The following is a 17,319-nucleotide window of genomic DNA, read 5'->3' on the forward strand; positions in this document are numbered from 1 at the left end:
ATATATTTTAGTCCTATTTTTTCTGTTGTAAAGCCTTCATAATTCTTTCAAAATGTAAAAATTCATCTTCATTATTCATCGCAACCAATTCATCTAGACTCACACATCTACAATCAATACTTTCACGAGTATTTAAGGTTACATCACTTAATTGGAAATCAAACTTAAAATGATAAATATCTACAAAATAATTATCATGTCTTTTTTGATCTTCATTAAAGTATGAATATACAACACGACCATTTATGACATCAAGCCCTGTTTCTTCTTTTACTTCACGCTTGATCGCATCTAAACTTGACTCTTTACTCTTAGCACCACCACCAGGCATTTCCCAGCCTCCAGCAGCCCATTTTTTATCCAACGCCCTTTGTGTAACCAAGAATTTTCCTTCTTCATTTTCTAAGATAGCCAAAACATACATCATGAATTCTCCAGGTTGAAATAAATATGTATTACGATCTACAACACGATTTAAAAACTTTCGATTTCTATCATATAAATCAACGAATTCACTCATCTACACAATCTCCATTTTCATCTCTATAAAAACAGGAATAATGTCCCGTATGACAAGCCGCACCAACTTGTTTGACCTCTAATAAAATTGTATCTTGATCGCAATCGATGCGAATTGCCTGTACATGCTGATAATGTCCACTTGTTTCGCCTTTGACCCACAAGCTTTGTCTTGAACGAGAATAATACGTTGCCAATTTTGTCTCTATTGTTTTTTTGTAAGATTCTTCATTCATATATGCCAACATCAATACTTTTTTTGTATCCACATCTTGCACAATACAAGGAATCAAGCCATTTTGTTTCTCAAAATCCAATCGCATCATATACGAACTGCCACTCCTTTCTCTTTTAAATACTTTTTCACATTTTGAACATTCGATTCTTCATAATGAAAAATACTAGCTGCTAAAGCCGCATCGCTGACTTTTAACGCATCCACAAAGTCATCCATCTTTCCACATCCACCAGACGCAATCACTGGCACTTGAACCACTTTAGATACAGCTTCATACAAGGCTAAATCAAAACCATCCTTAGTGCCATCCGCATCCATGCTCGTTAACAAGATTTCTCCAGCTCCTAAAGATACACCTTTTAAGATCCATTCAATACAATCTATACCCGTATCTTTTCTGCCACCTTCAATGTATACGTTCCAACCCGAACCATCTTTTCTTCGCTTGGCATCCACCGCAAGTACAATACATTGGTTTCCAAAACGTTTACTTGCCTCTTTAATTAAGTCCGGATTACGAATTGCAGCACTATTTAAGCTTACCTTATCGGCTCCTGCCATCAACATGTCACGAACATCTTCAATCGTTGAAATGCCTCCACCAACCGTAAAAGGAATATAGATTTCTTTTGCGACCTTCTTTACAATATCAACCATGGTTTTTCTTTTTTCTACTGTGGCACTAATATCCAAAAAAACTAATTCGTCAGCACCATCTAAATAATATTTCTTTGCCAGAGCTACAGGATCTCCCACTTTTTTTAAACCCAAAAAGTGGATTCCCTTCACAACGTTCCCATTTTTTACATCTAGACAAGGTATAATTCTTTTTGTCAACATATGCTTAACGCCTCTTTCAAATCTAACGTCTTTTCATAAATAGCCTTACCCGCAATTACACCATACAACCCTAATTCTTTACATGTTTGAATATGTGATAAATCACGAACACCACCAGATGCGATTAAGTTACATGATACATGATTTTTAAGTGCTTTTAACATCTCAAAGTTAGGTCCTTGTAAAGTTCCATCCTTTGAAATGTCTGTACAAATCAATGTCTTTACCCCAATCTCTTCCATTTTTTTCACAAAATCCAAATAATATTCTTTGCTCGTTTCCAACCAGCCTGACGTACATACATATCCGTCTTTACAATCAAGTCCAACCGCAATCTTAGAACCATATTTTGAAACTGCATCTTTTAATAAACAATAATCTTGAATGGCTGAAGTTCCTAGAATAACTCTTGAAACACCATTTTCTATATAAAAATCTATAGCAGACATCGTACGAATGCCTCCACCCACTTCAACGGGTATATCACATGTCTTCACAATTTCACAAATCAAATCTTCATTGACTCGACTTCCTTCTTTTGCCCCGTTTAAATCCACAACATGTAAATAGCAAGCATTTGCCGCTTCAAAGTTTTTAGCACAAACAAGTACATCATCCGCTACACATTTGGATTGGCCATAATCACCTTGGTACAAACGAACGGGTTTTCCATCTAATATATCTATTGCAGGTAATACAATCATTTAGAACTCCTTTCCAAAATATTCCAATATTTTTAATCCATCTTCTCCACTTTTTTCAGGATGAAACTGACATCCCATAATATGATCATGCATCACAAGACCTGGTATTTTCATACTTCCATACACGGAATATCCAATTAAGTCTTGATCATCCATATCTTTGGCATAATAGGAATGGACATAATACACATACGTATTTTCTTTAAATATTGCCTGAGGATGATTACTTTCCAATACGTTCCAACCGATTTGGGGAATTTTTACACTTGGATCCTCCATATGACAAACATGACCTTTTAAAAAGCCAAAACCATCGCATAACCCATTTTCTTCACTCGTTTCAAACAAAGCCTGCATACCAAGGCAAATTCCCAATAGCGCAACATCATTATTTACTTGTTGAACAATAAAATCATAGAGTCCCATAGAATGGAGTGTGTGCATGCAGTCTTGAAAAGCTCCAACTCCTGGTAAAATCAATTTATCGCATTTAGATAAAATAGAAACATCTTTTGAAACAACACTATCTAAGCCTAAATAGTCACAAGCATTTTTTACGCTGTATAAATTGGACATGCCATAATCAATAATTCCAATCATTCGATTACTCCTTTAGAACTAGGAATACGATCCGATTCTATTTTTACAGCTTGTTTCAAGGCGCGGCCAAACGCTTTAAATATGGCCTCTACTTTATGATGATCATTCTTTCCATAGTACACATTGATATGTAATGTTACCCCAGCTGCCACACAAAAGGCTCTAAAGAATTCTTCAACCATTTCACAAGACATCGTTCCAATGTTTTCTCGTATCAATTCGCAATTAAAAACCAAATAAGGACGTCCACTAATATCTAATGTGACATTACATAAAACTTCATCCATAGGAAGATTCATACTTCCATAGCGGGCAATTCCTTTTTTATCCCCTAAAGCCTCTAAAAATAATTTTCCTAATAAAATTCCACAATCTTCTATTGTATGATGATCACACACTTCAAGATCGCCATCCGCTTTTACAACTAAATCAAAATTCGAGTGAAACGCAAGCAATGTCAACATATGATCAAAAAAACCAATTCCTGTATCAATGTCGCTATTTCCATTTCCATCTAAGTTGATCTTTTCATATATTTTTGTTTCTTTTGTATCCCTGTTTTTTTCAGCTATTCGCATATTCAAATCTCCTTAGAACATCTAATACCATTTCATTTTCTTCGCTTGTCCCAATCGTTATGCGAAAACTAGTATCCGCATAATTTCGAATTGTGATGTTCTTTTCTTTAAACATATCCATTAAAATATCTTTTTTATCTGTTCTTCCATACAAGAAATTCGCATTTGAAGGATAGAAACTAATTGTTTTATAATCCTTCACTTCTCGATACATTCTTTCTCTTTCTGAAATAATAGCCGCAATATTCGCTTTATATGCATCGGCATGTCTTAATACAACACTTGCTATCGTTTGAGTGACACTACTTAGTGCATAAGGAATAAAAAGTGGAGCTAATTTTTCAACTTGTGAAGAAATCATAAACCCACAACGAATTCCTGCAAGTCCATACGCCTTGGATAGAGTTCGACAAACAAAAACCATTGGATATGTTTTTAATAAATCGATGGCGCTTTCATTACCAAACTCCATATAGGCTTCATCAAAAATAACTGGAATATTCGAAAAGGCTTCGCAAATTTGAATCATTTCTGATTTCGAAATCGCATGTCCTGTTGGATTATTTGGATTTGAGAATAAGATCATATCCACTTTTTTATTTTTTCCATTTGAAATAAACGTATCGACATCAAAAGATCCATCTAAAGACGTTTCAAATTTTTCAATTTTTGCATGATTCAATTCTACATAATAGTCATACATCGAAAAATCTGGTGCTAATGTATACAGTGTTTTATTTCCTTGTACATAATACTGAATCAAAAATCCCAACATTTGATCCGATCCATTTCCCGATAAGATCCATGATGATGGAACATTCATAATATTGGCATATAAATCATGTAATTCATGACAAGTTGTATCTGGATATCGATTGAATGCAAGGTTTGAAATCGCATCTAAAATTTCTTGTTTAACATTATCATCTACGTTTTGACTTGCCTCATTGGCATTCAATAAAATTCCTGTTTGTGTATGTGTTTGATAACCCTTCATTATTTCACCCTCACTTTAGCTGCATTGGCATGTGCTTGTAAGTGCTCTTCACTGGCAATTGTTTCAATATATTTTCCATAGGCTTCGATTGCTTGTTTTGAATAATACAAATAAGAAGATTTTTTAATAAAACTATCTACGGATAAAGCACTTGAGAAGCGTGCCGTTCCACTAGTTGGTAAAACATGGTTTGTTCCACCAAAATAATCACCTATGCTTTCGCATGTGTAGTAGCCCAAGAAAACACTACCTGCATTTTTTACTTCTTGTAGGTGTTCCATTGGATTTTGAATCATCAATTCTAAGTGTTCTGGTGCAATCTCATTACTAATGGAAATGCATTCTTCAACCGAATCACAGACAATGGCTTTACCATAGTTCTTTAGGGATTGTTCCACTATTTCTTTTTTAGGTAATACAGCACTTTGTTTTAAAAGCTCTTGATTCACCAAATCCAAAAGTTCTTCGTTTGTAGTCAACAAAATCGCACTTGCCATTGGATCATGTTCGGCTTGTGATAATAGATCGGCTGCTACATATTCTGCATTTGCCTTTTCATCGGCAACAACTAAAATTTCACTTGGCCCTGCGATCATATCAATATCGACCGTTCCATACACTAATTTTTTAGCGGCTGCAACATAAATATTTCCTGGACCAACGATTTTATCTACTCGATCAATGGTTTGTGTACCATAGGCCAAAGCAGCAATAGCTTGAGCTCCACCAATCTTATAGATTTTATCTACACCGGCAAGTTTAGCCGCATACGCAATATTAGGGTGAATAGTTCCATTTTTATCCGGTGGAGTTACCATAATAACATTTTTAACACCGGCAATTTTTGCGGGTAATGCATTCATTAAAACACTGCTTGGATATTGTGCACGTCCTCCTGGAACATAGATTCCTACTGCTTCAAGAGGTAGTACTCTTTGGCCTAAATAGATTCCCTTTTCTTTCTGCAACAAATATCCATTTTGTTTTTGAAGTTTATGAAAATCTTCGATATTTTTTTTAGCAAGTTTCATTGCTTCTACAAACGAATCATCACATTTTAATATTTGTGCATCCCATTCTTCTTGAGATACTTCCATTGAATCTAAAGAAACATGATCAAATTCATAAGTATATTTTAAACATGCTTCATCTTTATTTTCTTTTACGTCTTGAATAATATTTGACACTGTAACCAAGACATCTGTACTTAAATCTTGTGTTCGTGACATCAAATATTCTTTCAATGCATCTTTATCTTCTTTATAAATTCTAGTCAACATCTTCATTCACCCTCTTACTTAAATCATGGATTACTTTCATCACTTCTTCGTGTTTTAACTTAAAGCTCGCTTTATTCACAATAACACGTGCACTAATGTCACAGACTGTATCTAGCACAACTAAACCATTTTCTTTTAAGGTTGTTCCTGTTTCCATAATATCTACGATTCCGTCGCATAGACCTAAAATAGGTGCTAATTCTACAGATCCATCAATCTTAATAATTTCAACATCCATACCTTTGGACAAAAAATATTGTTTAGCTACACGAGGATATTTGGTTCCAATCTTAATGTGTCCTACTTTTGAAAACAACTGATTTTGAGGTAGGCTAGCCACAATGAATTTACACTTGCCAATCTTCAAATCTAACAATTCATAGTTATCATTCTCATTTTCTAAAATGGTATCTTTTCCAACAACCCCAATATCAGCAACACCATGATTAACATAGGTAATACAATCGTTGGATTTCACTAAAAAATATTGAATGTCATGTACAGAATCTTTAAACACCAAGGCGCGACCTTTGTCTTTTAAAGCTTCTACTCCATAACCAAGTTCTTCTAACATAGCAACGGTTTGTTTTTCTAAACGTCCCTTTGTGAGCGCAATCGATAAGCTCATGCTTGTACCTCCTCTACAAAAATAGATTCATTTGTTGATGGTTCTAAAATGACGATTCCTTCTTTTCTCAATTTTTTTGCTTGTTTCATAGCTTCAATTTGTTTGTCTTGTGGATAATACAATTTATATTTCTTTTTCGATTGTACAGCCACATGATCAATGAGTGGATCTAGCTTTACACTAAAGCCACAAGCTGGAAGATCACGACCAAACTTCTTTAATAAACAGTCATATCGACCGCCACTTAAGATACTTGTTCCAACACCTGAAACATATCCTTCAAAAATAATTCCGGTATAGTAATCCAAATGGGCAACTTTTCCTAAATCGACGGTTACATTTTCTAAATATCCTAATTCTTTTAAAGATTGGATACATTCTTTCATAGAATCTAAGACATCCTTTAATGAATCATCGAAACAATACGTATATGCTTCATCTAATATATTCACGTCTCCACATAGGAATGGAAGGTGCATAAAGAAATCCACAATTTTTTCACTGAGATACAATGAATCCAAGTAAACTTTCAGATCGACCATGCTTTTCTTATCAATTAAATTGGCTAGAGTATTGACTTCTTCTGTACTCAAACGAACAACTTTGCAAGCCGCCTGAAAAAACTGCACATTTCCAATTTCGAGCGTATAGTTTTTAAAGTTTTTCATGACTTCTAAAGCGCAGCTCAAGACTTGTACATCACTTTTTGAATCCAATCCAATCAATTCAATGCCACAATCTGTGACTTCACTTCTTTTGCCTGCAAATTTTTGACGTACTTTAAATACATTTGAAGTATAGCGATAGCGAAATGGAGGTTTTGAATCTTTAAATTTCGATGCACAAACACGTGCAATTGGAACGGTCATATCCGTTCTTAATGTTAGAATTCTTCCATTTTCATCAAAGAATTTATACATATCTGTTGTTTGAATGTTTTTAAATGCATTTTCATATGTTTCATAATACTCAATCGTTGGTGTAATGATTTCTTCATATCCAAAGGATTCAAAAATCTGTTCCAAAGTATTTTGTAGATATTTTTTCTTTTCGCACTCATTCAAAATCGTATCTTTCATTCCTTGTGGTAATTGTATTTGTTGCATGTAAACAAACCTCCTTATAAACAAAAAAACTTCCGTCCTAAGGACGAAAGTTTAACTTACGTGGTTCCACCTTATTTTACTAATAAATTAGCCTCAAACCTGATAACGCCAGGAATACGTTAAAAACTACTTCGTTTCATCTTTACAGCTCAAAGACGTGTTCAAATAGCCTTACTCTTTCTTTTCACCAACCAGAAAGTCTCTTGAAGCAGTACTATTTTACTATTTCTTTTCATTGCTTTGAAAATAATATAGTCTTAATGAAAATAAATGTCAAGCTGAAATGTAAATATTTTACATTATTTTTCCCATGAATAATAGGAACCTCCAAACACAAACAAATGCTCAAACGGTAATAAAGAACGAATCCATTCATTGAAGCCTTTTGGATTCTTTTCATCGTGGACAATTGTTTTCACTAAGCGATTCTTTCCACCGACATTTTTATACATTCTTAATTGCCACCCATTTTCTTCTACTTCTTTGGTCTCTAGATCCAAACTTGCCATAGCTTCTAAAATAGCAGAGGCATCTTCTTTAGAAATCGTAGCTTGTTGCGTTTTTAAAGCCTGTACACCTTCTTTTGACATAACATACCTTGTTAGATAGACTCTTCCATTAGCACTGATTGTCAAATTCTGTGCCACCTCTTCAGAGATGCTCGCATAATGCCACTTACTTAATAAGTTACGATTTAACTTAACACATTGAAGTGTATCTGATTCTTTTAAAGATAAATATCTCAACAATAATTCTTTAAACATCCCAGATTCAATAACACTTTTTAAAAAGGAAGGAACATAATTCTCTTTTTCAAAAACATATGTAATATAGGTATATACTTCCGTTTCATTCAAATCATGAATACTTTTTTTTAACACGGAATCAATGTGCAACATATATTGTTCATCGTTCAAATTTTCCATTTTTAAACAATGATACACATTTAATATAATCGGATCATATGCATCTTTTACGCGATATCCCACGTGTAATAAATCTACACATGCATGAATGCTTTCAATCATTGAATCACCTACTTCGTATTTGAAACGGCCCAAGAAGCATCTACAATATAATCTTGTTTAATATCTGATAAGAAGACTTCTTCCACTTGTTTGTATACACCTTCATGAAATGGCATAAAATGCATCTTATCACTTTCTTTTTCATCCAATACAATAACGTAATGTGGATTTTCAAAATTTTGAATATTCCAATAATAAAGACCATTTACATTATCGGCATCTTCATATTGAGATAGTACAAGAAGTTTATAAAGTTCCATAATACGATCATCATATCCACTATCTGAAATCAAAATCTTCTCGATCCAGTCTCGCTCATTATCTACGATTCGTACTGTATAATCTTCGCCTACATTGGCATGATCTAATATTTTTTTAATGGGTTCTAGTTCTTTTTCTTCTGTAAATTGAATCAACAACTTTTTTTCCATATCGTGATATAAAACTGGATACGGAATATGGAATTTAGAATGGCAATGTGCACATTCCATATCAAAGAGTTTTCCACTTAACACTCTATTTTTCATATCTTTGTCCATTTGAACATTGATCGACGTAAAAATATCAACATTAAACTTTTCATTACATTCAGGACATACTAATTCTATTTTATTTTCCATTCCAAATTACTCCTATTTATTCGCTAATACATTGGGAACAAGTTCGACAAAACAATCTTCATATTCTTTTTGAAGTGCTATTTTCAATTCTCGATTGGCTACTTCCAATTCGGTATACGACATCATATCAATTCGTGTTGTGAAATAGATGGATATCCACATTTTTCTTCCTGTTGTCGTAATATCATAAAATACCGGATCATATGGATAATTATCCAACACAGAAGAGGATATGCTTTTGATTTTTGCGACTTCTTTTTCATCTGGACTCAACAACATCAAACTACGAAAACTTTCTCCTATCATTTGAATCGGTTCTTTCATCATGCCTAAGGCAAGGACGATTGCGACAATCTGGTCAAAATAGACAGATATACAAGAGAGTGGTGTGTGCACTAAAAATGAAGATAGAAAAAACGCAAGTGATACACCTATGCTTGAAAACACATCGATTTTCCATCCATAAATTTCCACATCTACAGTTGGTGATGTTACTTTTTTATTAATTCGCATTAAAATCAATAAAATCAGTGCAGAAAAGCATGTTAATATCGTTTCAAACAAAGATACTTGCATGTGGTCAATTTCATTACCACCATTCAACATGATTTGAACATTATTCATGATCAGAACCATCATAACCGCAATAAACATGAATCCTTTTAAAAGAATCAAAATACTTTCAAGTTGTGCATAGCCAAAGGGATGTTTTTCCGTAACTGGCTTATAAAATAAAGGAATAATATAAATCGTTAATCCAATCACGACAAGTTCAGTTGAATCATAGACTGTATCTGCCAAAACAGATTGCGATTTAGAAAAGATTGCCATGACAAGTTCTGCAAGCGCAAATACAACACCGGACCAAAATGAAATACGCATCACAATTTGTTCCTGTTTTTCTTTCATTTTCTCACCTAATTTCCTCATTATTATATCACAAGAAAAAGGAACGCTTGATAAAACATCCCTATTGTTGATTACGAATGTAGTTTAATGCGCCACCCGCCATAAGAATATCAATATCTTCTTGACTGATTGGTGCATGTACTTTGTATGTTTCATTCTTTGTCACATTTTCAACGATCAAATCTAATGAATCATATAATGAGTTTACATTTTCTATCTTTAATTCATCCATTTCATCGATTTTATCGTAGTCTGATTTATCTGTAAATATCAGTGGCAACAAGCCAAAGTTGACTAAATTAGCCAAGTGAATACGGGCAAATGATTTTGTCAAAACAGCTTTAATACCTAAATACATAGGTGCAAGTGCTGCATGTTCTCTACTTGATCCTTGTCCATAGTTTTCTCCAGCTACAATGATTCCACCATTATTTTCTTTACATACTTCATCGAAATGAGGTTTATTATTTTCAAATACAAATGTGGATAACTTTTCAATATTTGAACGATACGGTAAAACCTTAGCTCCTGCTGGAGCAATGTGATCGGTTGTGATATTGTCTGGTAATTTAATAACAACTTTTTTATCAATTGTTGAATCCATTGGCGTATTTACTGGTAGTGGTTTAATATTGGGTCCACGAACAATTTCCACTTGTTCTGGATCCTTACTTGGAGCATAAATCAATGAATCATCGATATAGCTTTGTTCTTTTTCAAATTCATCCGCATATTCCAAAGTGGTTGGATCCGTGATGACTCCCGTAATTGCACTGGCTGCAGCTACTTCTGGTGATACTAAATAAATGCCTGCACTTAATGTGCCGCTTCGACCATAAAAGTTACGGTTAAAGGTACGTAAACTTACGGCATCACTCTTTGGACTTTGTCCCATACCAATACATGGTCCACATGTACATTCTAGAATTCTGGCTCCACAAGATACAAATGTCGCAAGTGTTCCGTTTTCAATTAATTTCATTAAAACTTGTCTAGATCCTGGTGAAACCACAAGACTTACATTGTGAGCAATCTTTTTCCCTTTTAAAATGGCTGCGGCTTTCATTAAATCTTCATAACCTGAGTTAGTGCATGATCCAATCGCAACTTGGTCCACTTTCATTCCGGCTAGTTCAGACACATTTTTTATAGCATCTGGTGAATTTGGACATGCCGCTAATGGAGTAAGTTCATCAAGATTGATTTCAACTGTTTCATCATAATGACAACCTTCGTCTGCACTTAAAGCAATGTAGTCTGATTCTCTTTGTTGGCGCTTCAAAAATTCACGAGTTACTTCATCACTTGGAAAAATAGACGTAGTTGCACCAAGTTCTGCTCCCATATTTGCGATGGTAGCTCTTTGGTAGACACTTAAGTTTTTAACGCCTTCTCCGGTATACTCAAATACTTTTCCAACTCCGCCTTTTACACTTAATAATTCTAACAATTTTAAAATAATATCTTTACTTGAAACACCATGTGCTAAAGTACCCGTTAATTTTACTTCGACTACTTTAGGACATGTTAAACGGTAACCAATTCCTGCCATAGCTTTGGCAACGTCCAATCCTCCAGCACCAATGGCGATACATCCCATAGCGGAAGATGTTGGTGTGTGTGAATCGGAACCAATCAATGTCTTTCCTGGTTTGGCAAAACGTTCTAGATGAACTTGGTGACAAATCCCATTTCCGGGTTTTGAAAAATAAATCCCATATTTACTAGCTACACTTTGAAGATAAGCATGGTCATCTGCATTCATAAATCCATTCTGTAATGTATTGTGATCCACATAGCTGACAGATAATTCTGTTTTTACTTTTTTAACGCCCATAGCTTCAAACTGCATATAAGCCATAGTTCCTGTGGCATCTTGTGTTAGAGTCTGATCCATTTTGATTTCAATAGGTTGCCCCGCTTCTAATTTTCCTTTTAATAAATGTTTTTCTAGAATCTTATACGTTAAATTTTGCATAGACAATATCCTCCGTTTGGAATTATAACAAAAAATGTAACAAAATGAAAGTTTATGTTATAATATGAAACATACGAAAGGAGGTTTCAGAAAGTGAAGACACTTAAAGAAATCTATCAAGCTAATGAAGAACTCAATTATATCGATTCTTCCTTATACTCTAGATATCGTGTAAAAGCTGGTCTTAGAAAAGATAATGGTACGGGAGTTAAAGTGGGTCTGACTAAGATTTGTGATGTTATTGGATATAAATTTGTTCATGAAAAGAAATACAACATTGATGGACAACTCATTTACAGGGGATATCCCATCAATTATTTAGTTGATAAACAACCTAAAGATCGTATTTTTGGATTTGAAGAAGTCGCATTCCTTTTGATTTTTGGCACATTACCAACAGAAGAACAGTTACAAGAATTTAAAGATTATTTATTGAACTTTAAAATGGGGCCTGTAGACTTACAGTATGAAACACCAAACATACTAAATGCACTTCAAATTGAAGTGTTGAAGTTATACGCAAAAGATCCAAGCGCTGATACAGATGACTTGGAAGAACGAATGATGAAAGGATTAAACATTCTAGCGAGTATTCCACTTTTCACATTTTCATATGCCCGCAACAAAGTCTTTAAATCCTATCCTTATCCCGACAAAAGCCTAGCTGAAAATATCTTATGTATGGCTAGAGGGAATGATCAATATACTTTCGAAGAGGCAAGAATCTTGGATACTTTATTAATGGTTCATGCCGATCATGGTGGAGGAAACAATTCAACCTTTGCCAATGTCGTAATATCGAGTACAGGAACAGATATCTATTCTTGTATTTCGGCTGCCATTGGTTCTTTAAAAGGACCTAAGCATGGAGGTGCCAACTGTAAAGTTACCAATATGTTTAAAGCTATCTTTCATGAGGTTGGATTTACAACGGATAAATTAACACTAAAAAAGATTGCGAATCGTTTGTTAGATAAAGACTTCTTTGATCATAGTGGATTAATTTATGGAATTGGACATGCGATTTATACGAAGAGTGACCCTCGTGCATTATTGATTCAGCAACAATGTGAAATGCTCGCAAAATCAAAAGGACAAGAAGATATCTACAATTGTATCCATGCATTTGAAAAAGTTGCCGTTGAAGTCATGAAAGAAAGAAAAGGCATCGATGTATGTGCCAATGTTGATTATTATTCCGGCTATGTTTATTCATTGCTGGGGATTGAAAACGACTTGTTTACACCACTATTCGCAATCAGTCGTACAGCCGGATGGGTTAGCCATCATTTAGAGAATCGTCAATCAAACCGAAAATTAATACGACCTGCCAATGTATATGTAGGAGAAATGGAGGAAAACGAATGACTACAATAACAGTTTTTAAAGGGGACGGGATTGGTCCTGAAATTACGGATGCGGTAATCAAAGTATTGAATGCTGCAAGAGCAGATTTAGAATATGAATTCTTTAACGTAGGTGCAAAGGTATATGAAGAAACGAAAGAATATATTCCAGAAAAAGCGTTTGCATCTTACGAAAAGAATAAAATTCTATTGAAGTCTCCTATCACAACGCCAGTTGGTAAAGGTTTTCGTTCATTGAATGTCACTTTGAGAAACAAATATGACTTGTGGGCAAATATTCGTCCAGCTAAATCGAATCCTTGTATTCCTACTCGTTTTGAAAATGTAGATATCGTAACTTTTAGAGAAAACACGGAAGATCTATATGTAGGAAAAGAAGAACAGATTGATGAGAATACAGTATATGCATATAAAATCATCACAAAAAAAGCGAGCACAAGAATTATCAAGGCTGCTTTTGAATATTGTGTAAAACATAATCGCAAAAAATTAACTTGTGTACATAAAGCTAACATCTTAAAAATGAGTGATGGTTTATTCCTTCATATTTTTGAAGATATTGCCAAGGATTATCCTCAAATTGAAGCCAATTCTTTAATTGTAGATAACACTTGTATGCAGTTGGTTATGCATCCCGAACAATTTGATGTGATGGTCATGCCAAATCTTTATGGAGATATCGTTTCCGATTTAACGAGTGGATTAATTGGCGGTTTAGGATTACTTCCTAGCTGCAATAAAGGTGATGAATATGCGATGTATGAAGCTGTACATGGCAGTGCTCCAGATATTGCTGGTAAACACATTGCCAATCCAAGTGCTTTATTATTATCAGCTTGTATGATGTTAGATGATTTACATCAAGATGTGGTTTCTAGTAAAATCCGTAAAGCTTTAAATAAGGTGTTCGAAGAACATAGTGTATTAACACCAGATCTTGGTGGCAATGCAACAACTGAACAATTCACAGATGAAATCATTAAAAATTTATAAAAAAAGAAAAGACGATGGTTATTCATCGTCTTCATCTTCGTCAGCCAATAATGGTTGGCGATTTTTTAATGTTAAAATATATGTTCCATCTTTTGGATATGCACTTTTGTCTTTTTGATCACTCAAGATTTCCAATTCACATGGATATCCTTCGTTTTCAAGAATCTGTAAAAGATTATCCTTACCAATTTTTTTAGTAATTGCACGTCCACATGCACAGTTACCATATTGATCAAGGCATTGTTTAATCCACACAGGAATTTTTGAAGCTGCCATTGTATCCTCCTTGATTAATAGTATTCGCAAACTATATCATATGCAAAACACCTTTAAAAATCAAGTAGAATCCAACTTAACCTTCTAAAACTGCAATAATATTTGGATAATATGTAAAACGATCATCTACAAACTGTAAAGCTTGGTTTGCGATTTGTTTTGCCTTGTCTTTATCAACGCCTTCATAAATTGAAGCATAACGATAATAGATATAATCTTTGATTTGATTTTCTCTTAAGATATAAGCATAATCTGCATCACCTAATCCATAATCACCATGTAAGATATATAGATCAGCTACATCCATCATAATACGATTACTGTACTTGTTATGTAAGTCTTCTAATTGTGATAATACTGCGAAAATAAAGTGTTCATAGTAATCCACATCTTCATATTTCCATTTTTTCAAAACACTGTAAGCTAGATCCATGAATTCTTCAACAAACTTTTCTACATCAACGCCAACTTCTTCTTCTAATTTCTTTGAATCATGAATATCTTTGTGTTGTGCAATCATCAATACTTTACGCATTGTATCAAATTGATCTTTATATTCTTCTCCATCCGCAACAACATCTGTAAATTTATAATTCAATGCATGTGTAACATCTGCTTGTAAATCTTCAGGTTTTTGAGGTTTGATATCAGCTGTCTCAAATACTTTTGATACAAGTACTTCTACCAATCCTTCATCATAACCATCTTCTTCAAAGTTAAACTTACCAGTCAATTGATATTTGTTTACTAGATTTTCTGAAACAGATTTTACATCCGGATTTAAGATCAATTGTTGAATAATTGAATCGCGAGTTACATCCATTGACATAGCTTTTGCTAAATCTAGGCATGTATCTAATGATAACTTAGCATATTGTTCTTCTTTAGTCATTTTTTTAGTTGTAGCCTTTTTAGTTGTAGTTTTCTTAGTAGTTGTCTTTTTAGTAGAAGCTTTCTTTGTTGTAGCTGGTTTAGCAGCTGCTTTTTTAGCTGGAGTCTTCTTTTCTACAGTTGCTTTCTTTTCTTCTGCAGGTTTAGCTTCTTCTTTTTTTGCTGGAGCCTTCTTTTCTGCAGTTGCTTTTTTAGCAGGTGCTTTCTTTTTCTCTGCAGGTTTAGCTTCTTCTTTTTTAGCTGGAGTCTTCTTTTCTGCAGTTGCTTTTTTAGCAGTTACTTTCTTTTTCTCTGCAGGTTTAGCTTCTTCTTTTTTAGCTGGAGTCTTTTTTTCTGCAGCTACTTTTTTAGCAGGTGCTTTCTTTTCTTCTGCAGGTTTAGTTTCCACTTTTTTTTCTTCAACAGGTTTTACTGCTTTAACTTCTTCTTTTTTATCAACTACTTTTTTATTTGTAACTTTTTTTGTTGTTTTTGTTGGCATACGGAACCTCCCTTAAACATGCTTTCTATAACGCTATTATATCACTGAATAGAAATAATCCAAAATTTGTATAGACAAAATAGCGTATTTGATGCATGTATTTTGTTTAATTTGGTGTATACTACAGAATATAGCATGCAAAAGGAGGAATCAACATGCAAACACCACCTGAATTTAGGTCCAAAACATATGTCCCTGTTCGAAATAAAATTATAACCACTGTAGGTATAATCCTATTATCGGGTATCGTTGGATTTGGTGCTGGCTATGCTGGAAGCCATCTATCTAATAATGCCAATGTCACTATTCAGCAACAAACTAATAAATCCAATTCTGGAACCGTTCAAGTATCGGATGTTTCTGACATCGTAGAAAAATGTAAAGATAGTGTTGTCGAAATCACAACTGAATCTGTTTCAAGTGGAAATTCCATTTTTGGACAATACGTTTCACAAGGTGCCGGCAGTGGAGTCATCATCAGTAAAGATGGATATATTGTTACGAATAACCATGTAGTAAGTGGAGCAACAAGTTTAAAAGTGACAACTACAGATGGCACAGAATATGATGCGAGTGTTGTTGGTAAAGATTCACAGACAGATTTAGCCGTTATTAAAGTGGATGCGAACAACCTACAGGCTGCAACACTTGGTGATAGTGATATTTTACAAGTTGGAGATCCTGCCATTGCCATTGGAAATCCATTAGGAGAACTTGGTGGTACAGTTACAACAGGAATTATTTCTGCAACAGACAGACAAATCACAATTGATGATGAAACTATGACACTTCTACAAACAGATGCTGCCATCAATCCAGGAAACTCTGGCGGAGGATTGTTCAATGCTGACGGTAATCTAATTGGAATTGTTAACGCAAAGGAAAGTTCAACCGGAATTGAAGGATTAGGTTTTGCGATTCCAATCACACCTGCTCAAGACATTATCACAGAGCTTATGCAAAATGGAAGTGTCACTTCAAGACCTGCATTAAATGTTAGTTTATATGACTATACTTCAAACAATCAAAGTCAATATTCAAAATACGAAGATGGCTGCTACATCGTACAAATTGTTAAAAATGGAGCAGCTGATAAAGCAGGACTAAAGCAAAATGATCGTATTCTTAGTTTTGATGGTGAACAAATCCAATCAACAAGTGATGTAAAAAATGTTCTAAAAAAGCATAAAATTGGAGATACCGTTAAAATGGTCGTTGAAAGAGATTCCAAGAAGATTACAGTCGAAATTACTCTACAAGCCCAAACCCAAACTAATTAAGCCAGT

General features: G+C 34.2%; 19 protein-coding genes and 1 other annotated feature. Of the genes, 3 read left to right on the plus strand and 16 right to left on the minus strand.

Going from position 1 to position 17,319, the window contains the following annotated elements; all coding sequences use genetic code 11:
* Nucleotides 1-13: 13 nt before the first annotated feature.
* The 14 genes from NE544_RS06025 to NE544_RS06090 form a co-directional block, all read right to left on the minus strand.
* Nucleotides 14-520 carry an NUDIX domain-containing protein gene (locus NE544_RS06025; protein WP_118115243.1) on the minus strand — a complete coding sequence of 169 codons (507 nt, stop codon included), beginning with the start codon at nt 518-520 and terminating at the stop codon, nt 14-16.
* The gene (hisI, locus tag NE544_RS06030; protein WP_117571854.1) at nt 513-845 is read right to left on the minus strand and encodes a phosphoribosyl-AMP cyclohydrolase; all 333 of its coding nucleotides are present in this window, start codon (nt 843-845) and stop codon (nt 513-515) included. Before hisI ends, NE544_RS06025 begins: the two co-directional genes overlap by 8 nt.
* The gene (gene hisF, locus NE544_RS06035; RefSeq protein WP_256268697.1) at nt 842-1,597 is read right to left on the minus strand and encodes an imidazole glycerol phosphate synthase subunit HisF; all 756 of its coding nucleotides are present in this window, start codon (nt 1,595-1,597) and stop codon (nt 842-844) included. The genes hisI and hisF overlap by 4 nt, the downstream gene beginning before the upstream one ends.
* Nucleotides 1,591-2,301 carry a 1-(5-phosphoribosyl)-5-[(5-phosphoribosylamino)methylideneamino]imidazole-4-carboxamide isomerase gene (gene hisA, locus NE544_RS06040; protein WP_256268698.1) on the minus strand — a complete coding sequence of 237 codons (711 nt, stop codon included), beginning with the start codon at nt 2,299-2,301 and terminating at the stop codon, nt 1,591-1,593. Before hisA ends, hisF begins: the two co-directional genes overlap by 7 nt.
* Nucleotides 2,302-2,901 (minus strand): imidazole glycerol phosphate synthase subunit HisH, encoded by a 600-nt coding sequence (gene hisH, locus NE544_RS06045; protein WP_118115240.1) that lies wholly within the window; start codon nt 2,899-2,901, stop codon nt 2,302-2,304.
* Nucleotides 2,898-3,479, minus strand: coding sequence for an imidazoleglycerol-phosphate dehydratase HisB (gene hisB, locus NE544_RS06050; RefSeq protein WP_256268699.1), 582 nt, complete (start codon nt 3,477-3,479; stop codon nt 2,898-2,900). Before hisB ends, hisH begins: the two co-directional genes overlap by 4 nt.
* The gene (locus tag NE544_RS06055) at nt 3,466-4,476 is read right to left on the minus strand and encodes a histidinol-phosphate transaminase (protein ID WP_256268700.1); all 1,011 of its coding nucleotides are present in this window, start codon (nt 4,474-4,476) and stop codon (nt 3,466-3,468) included. The genes hisB and NE544_RS06055 overlap by 14 nt, the downstream gene beginning before the upstream one ends.
* Nucleotides 4,476-5,756, minus strand: coding sequence for a histidinol dehydrogenase (gene hisD, locus NE544_RS06060; protein WP_256268701.1), 1,281 nt, complete (start codon nt 5,754-5,756; stop codon nt 4,476-4,478). The genes NE544_RS06055 and hisD overlap by 1 nt, the downstream gene beginning before the upstream one ends.
* Nucleotides 5,746-6,384 carry an ATP phosphoribosyltransferase gene (hisG, locus tag NE544_RS06065; protein WP_118115237.1) on the minus strand — a complete coding sequence of 213 codons (639 nt, stop codon included), beginning with the start codon at nt 6,382-6,384 and terminating at the stop codon, nt 5,746-5,748. Before hisG ends, hisD begins: the two co-directional genes overlap by 11 nt.
* Nucleotides 6,381-7,490: an ATP phosphoribosyltransferase regulatory subunit gene (gene hisZ, locus NE544_RS06070; protein WP_118115236.1), complete on the minus strand. Its 1,110-nt coding sequence runs from the start codon at nt 7,488-7,490 to the stop codon at nt 6,381-6,383. Before hisZ ends, hisG begins: the two co-directional genes overlap by 4 nt.
* Nucleotides 7,491-7,526: 36 nt before the next feature.
* Nucleotides 7,527-7,735 (minus strand) — a binding site (T-box leader).
* Nucleotides 7,736-7,789: 54 nt separating this feature from the next.
* Nucleotides 7,790-8,518 carry a hypothetical protein gene (locus NE544_RS06075; protein ID WP_256268702.1) on the minus strand — a complete coding sequence of 243 codons (729 nt, stop codon included), beginning with the start codon at nt 8,516-8,518 and terminating at the stop codon, nt 7,790-7,792.
* An 8-nt stretch (nt 8,519-8,526) separates the two neighbouring features.
* Nucleotides 8,527-9,138, minus strand: coding sequence for a CpXC domain-containing protein (locus tag NE544_RS06080; protein WP_256268703.1), 612 nt, complete (start codon nt 9,136-9,138; stop codon nt 8,527-8,529).
* Between the two features lie 12 nt (nt 9,139-9,150).
* Nucleotides 9,151-10,047 (minus strand): cation transporter, encoded by an 897-nt coding sequence (locus NE544_RS06085; protein ID WP_158570514.1) that lies wholly within the window; start codon nt 10,045-10,047, stop codon nt 9,151-9,153.
* 61 nt (nt 10,048-10,108) lie between these two features.
* A complete protein-coding gene (locus tag NE544_RS06090) occupies nt 10,109-12,025 on the minus strand; it encodes an aconitate hydratase (RefSeq protein ID WP_118115232.1) in 1,917 nt (638 codons plus the stop codon).
* Nucleotides 12,026-12,118: 93 nt separating this feature from the next.
* On the opposite strand from NE544_RS06090, the gene NE544_RS06095 reads away from it, so the two are divergent.
* The gene (locus tag NE544_RS06095) at nt 12,119-13,393 is read left to right on the plus strand and encodes a citrate synthase (RefSeq protein ID WP_256268704.1); all 1,275 of its coding nucleotides are present in this window, start codon (nt 12,119-12,121) and stop codon (nt 13,391-13,393) included.
* Entirely contained in the window at nt 13,390-14,385 is a 996-nt protein-coding gene (locus NE544_RS06100; protein ID WP_256268705.1) for an isocitrate/isopropylmalate dehydrogenase family protein, read from the plus strand. The genes NE544_RS06095 and NE544_RS06100 overlap by 4 nt, the downstream gene beginning before the upstream one ends.
* 18 nt (nt 14,386-14,403) lie before the next feature.
* On the opposite strand, the gene NE544_RS06105 is transcribed toward NE544_RS06100, so the two are convergent.
* Nucleotides 14,404-14,661, minus strand: coding sequence for a hypothetical protein (locus NE544_RS06105; protein ID WP_117924004.1), 258 nt, complete (start codon nt 14,659-14,661; stop codon nt 14,404-14,406).
* 76 nt (nt 14,662-14,737) lie between these two features.
* Nucleotides 14,738-16,033 carry a neurofilament protein gene (locus NE544_RS06110; protein WP_256268706.1) on the minus strand — a complete coding sequence of 432 codons (1,296 nt, stop codon included), beginning with the start codon at nt 16,031-16,033 and terminating at the stop codon, nt 14,738-14,740.
* 155 nt (nt 16,034-16,188) lie between these two features.
* Between NE544_RS06110 and NE544_RS06115 the strand changes: the two genes are divergently transcribed.
* Complete coding sequence (locus tag NE544_RS06115; protein ID WP_256268707.1) at nt 16,189-17,313, plus strand: S1C family serine protease; 1,125 nt, start codon at nt 16,189-16,191, stop codon at nt 17,311-17,313.
* Nucleotides 17,314-17,319: the final 6 nt, after the last annotated feature.

Source organism: Holdemanella sp. MSK.7.32, from assembly GCF_024460475.1.
GTDB lineage: Bacteria > Bacillota_I > Bacilli_A > Erysipelotrichales > Erysipelotrichaceae > Holdemanella.

Coding starts and splice junctions, on each gene's coding strand:
- NE544_RS06085 (WP_158570514.1), bottom strand. CDS start 10,047: ATGAAAGAAAAACAGGAACAAATTGTGATGCGTATTTCATTTTGGTCC.
- hisG (WP_118115237.1), bottom strand. CDS start 6,384: ATGAGCTTATCGATTGCGCTCACAAAGGGACGTTTAGAAAAACAAACC.
- hisA (WP_256268698.1), bottom strand. CDS start 2,301: ATGATTGTATTACCTGCAATAGATATATTAGATGGAAAACCCGTTCGT.
- hisZ (WP_118115236.1), bottom strand. CDS start 7,490: ATGCAACAAATACAATTACCACAAGGAATGAAAGATACGATTTTGAAT.
- hisD (WP_256268701.1), bottom strand. CDS start 5,756: ATGTTGACTAGAATTTATAAAGAAGATAAAGATGCATTGAAAGAATAT.
- hisF (WP_256268697.1), bottom strand. CDS start 1,597: ATGTTGACAAAAAGAATTATACCTTGTCTAGATGTAAAAAATGGGAAC.
- hisI (WP_117571854.1), bottom strand. CDS start 845: ATGATGCGATTGGATTTTGAGAAACAAAATGGCTTGATTCCTTGTATT.
- hisB (WP_256268699.1), bottom strand. CDS start 3,479: ATGCGAATAGCTGAAAAAAACAGGGATACAAAAGAAACAAAAATATAT.
- NE544_RS06025 (WP_118115243.1), bottom strand. CDS start 520: ATGAGTGAATTCGTTGATTTATATGATAGAAATCGAAAGTTTTTAAAT.
- hisH (WP_118115240.1), bottom strand. CDS start 2,901: ATGATTGGAATTATTGATTATGGCATGTCCAATTTATACAGCGTAAAA.
- NE544_RS06105 (WP_117924004.1), bottom strand. CDS start 14,661: ATGGCAGCTTCAAAAATTCCTGTGTGGATTAAACAATGCCTTGATCAA.
- NE544_RS06080 (WP_256268703.1), bottom strand. CDS start 9,138: ATGGAAAATAAAATAGAATTAGTATGTCCTGAATGTAATGAAAAGTTT.
- NE544_RS06115 (WP_256268707.1), top strand. CDS start 16,189: ATGCAAACACCACCTGAATTTAGGTCCAAAACATATGTCCCTGTTCGA.
- NE544_RS06075 (WP_256268702.1), bottom strand. CDS start 8,518: ATGATTGAAAGCATTCATGCATGTGTAGATTTATTACACGTGGGATAT.
- NE544_RS06100 (WP_256268705.1), top strand. CDS start 13,390: ATGACTACAATAACAGTTTTTAAAGGGGACGGGATTGGTCCTGAAATT.
- NE544_RS06090 (WP_118115232.1), bottom strand. CDS start 12,025: ATGCAAAATTTAACGTATAAGATTCTAGAAAAACATTTATTAAAAGGA.
- NE544_RS06055 (WP_256268700.1), bottom strand. CDS start 4,476: ATGAAGGGTTATCAAACACATACACAAACAGGAATTTTATTGAATGCC.
- NE544_RS06110 (WP_256268706.1), bottom strand. CDS start 16,033: ATGCCAACAAAAACAACAAAAAAAGTTACAAATAAAAAAGTAGTTGAT.